We start from the raw sequence: 2,552 nt of genomic DNA, 5'->3' as shown, positions 1-2,552 counted from the left end.
CCGGCTCGCACGACCCCTCTCCCAACCTTCGCTAGGCGGCGGAGCCGCCAAGCTTCGGTATCCCTCTCCCCTGTCCAGGGGCGAGGGAGAATGAGAGGGGAACCGAATGGGCTACGAACACATCCTGACCGAGCGTAAAGGCGACGTGCTGGTCGTCACGCTCAACCGTCCCGACCGGCTCAATGCCGCGCCGCCGGCGATGTTCGTCGAGATCCGCGAGGCGCTGGCCGATCTCGGCGGCGCGCGGGCTGTGCTGATCACCGGGGCGGGGAGGGCGTTCTGTTCGGGTGCCGATGTCGGCGGCGGCGCGCTGACCGCGGCGGATCGCGGGCTCGATCCGGGCCAGGCGACCTATGACGCGCTGACCGACAGCTACAATCCGACGCTCGCCGCGATCGCCGGTCTGTCGGTGCCGGTGGTGAGCGCGGTACGCGGACCCGCCGCCGGGATCGGCTGCAGCCTCGCGCTCGCCGCCGACTTCTGCGTCGCGTCGGACACCGCCTATTTCCTCCAGGCGTTCGTCAATATCGGCCTCGTCCCTGACGGCGGCGCGAGCTGGATGCTCACCCGCCTGATCGGCCGGCCGCGCGCTACCGAGATGATGATGCTCGGCGAACGCGTTCCCGCCGTCAAGGCGGTCGATTGGGGCATGATCTACAAAACGGTCGCCGACGACGCGCTCGATGCCGAGGCGCTGGCGCTGGCCGAGCGGCTCGCCGCCGGGCCGACTGTCGCGCTCGGCCTGATGCGCCGCCAGCTGCACGACGCGCTCGAAGGCGATTACGCCGCGGCGATGCAGCGCGAGGCCGACAATCAGCGCGCCGCGCGGGCGACGCACGATTCGATGGAAGGCGGCATGGCCTTCCTCCAGAAGCGCAAGGCCGAGTTCAAGGGCGCCTGAGCCATCAAAAAGGAGCGCCTCCCGCTGGAGGCCGGATACGATCATGACGACCAACCCGACTCCCGACGACTGGAAGGCGCTCGCCGACAAGGAAGTGAAGGGCAAGGACCTGACCTGGCACACGCCGGAAGGGATCGCGGTCAAGCCGCTCTACACCGCCGAGGACGTCGCCGGCGTCGATCCCGGCCTGCCCGGCTTCGCGCCCTTCACCCGCGGCGTGCGCGCGTCGATGTATGCCGGCCGGCCCTGGACGATCCGGCAATATGCCGGCTTCTCGACCGCCGAGGAATCGAACGCTTTCTATCGCCGCAACCTGGCGGCGGGGCAGAAGGGCCTGTCGGTCGCGTTCGATCTCGCCACGCATCGCGGCTATGACAGCGACCATCCGCGCGTGACCGGCGATGTCGGCAAGGCGGGGGTCGCGATCGACACGATCGACGACATGAAGATCCTGTTCGACGGCATTCCGCTCGACCAGATGTCGGTCAGCATGACGATGAACGGCGCGGTGATCCCGATCCTCGCCTTCTTCATCGTCGCCGGCGAGGAACAGGGCGTGCCGCAAGCGCAGCTCGACGGCACCATCCAGAACGACATCCTCAAGGAGTTCATGGTCCGCAACACGTACATCTATCCGCCGGCGCCGAGCATGCGGATCATCGCGGACATCATCGCCTATACCTCGGCGCACATGCCGAAATTCAACTCGATCTCGATCTCCGGCTATCACATGCAGGAAGCCGGGGCGACGCAGGTCCAGGAACTCGCCTTCACCATCGCCGACGGCCGCGAATATGCCAAGGCGGCGATGGCGGCCGGGCTCGATATCGACAAGTTCGCCGGGCGGCTGTCGTTCTTCTTCGCGATCGGAATGAACTTCTTCATGGAAGTCGCCAAGCTGCGCGCCGCGCGCAAGCTGTGGCACCGCGTGATGAGCGATCTCGGCGCCAGGGACGAACGCTCGAAGATGCTGCGCACGCATTGCCAGACCAGTGGTGTGTCGCTGCAGGAGCAGGACCCGTACAACAACGTCATCCGCACCACGGTCGAGGCGATGGCGGCGGCGCTCGGGGGCACGCAAAGCCTTCACACCAATGCGCTCGACGAGGCGATCGCGCTGCCGACCGATTTCTCCGCCCGCATCGCGCGCAACACCCAGATCGTGCTGCAGGAAGAGACCGGGATCACCCATGTCGTCGATCCCCTGGGCGGCTCTTATTATGTCGAGGCGCTGACCCAGGAACTCTACGACCGCGCCTGGGAAATCATCGAACGCGTCGAGGGCGAGGGCGGCATGGCCAATGCCGCCGCCGCGGGCTGGCCCAAGGCGATGATCGAGGAAGCCTCGGCGGCGCGCCAGGCACGGGTCGATCGCGGCGAGGACGTGATCGTCGGGGTCAACAAATACCGGCTCGCCGAGGAAGACGATCTCGACATTCTCGACGTCGACAATCATGCGGTGCGTGACTCGCAGATCGCCCGGATCAAGCGGGTCAAGGCAGGGCGCGACGAGGCCAAGTGCCAGGCCGCGCTCGATGCGTTGCGAGAAGGCTGCAAATACGTAAATCCTCCCCGAGCTCCGCTCGGGGAGGGGGACCAGCCGGAGGCTGGTGGAGGGGTCGCCGACGCAGTCGGCGGGCTAAGTTCCCCC

At 67.1% G+C, this 2,552-nt stretch carries 2 protein-coding genes; both read left to right on the top strand.

What is annotated here, in order from left to right:
• Positions 1-106: 106 nt before the first annotated feature.
• Positions 107-901: an enoyl-CoA hydratase-related protein gene (locus tag SPR01S_RS20880; RefSeq protein ID WP_066593759.1), complete on the top strand. Its 795-nt coding sequence runs from the start codon at positions 107-109 to the stop codon at positions 899-901.
• A 43-nt stretch (positions 902-944) separates the two neighbouring features.
• The coding region (scpA, locus tag SPR01S_RS20875; RefSeq protein ID WP_066593758.1) for a methylmalonyl-CoA mutase at positions 945-2,552 on the top strand (1,608 nt) is incomplete at its 3' end.

It is taken from the genome of Sphingomonas pruni NBRC 15498, from assembly GCF_001598455.1.
Classification (GTDB): Bacteria; Pseudomonadota; Alphaproteobacteria; order Sphingomonadales; family Sphingomonadaceae; genus Sphingomonas; species Sphingomonas pruni.
Note: the sequence above shows the minus strand (reverse complement) of the source record. Positions and strands in the feature narration are given on the sequence as shown.

Excerpts from the sequence above, each read along its gene's own strand:
- SPR01S_RS20880 (WP_066593759.1), top strand. The coding sequence starts at position 107 with ATGGGCTACGAACACATCCTGACCGAGCGTAAAGGCGACGTGCTGGTC.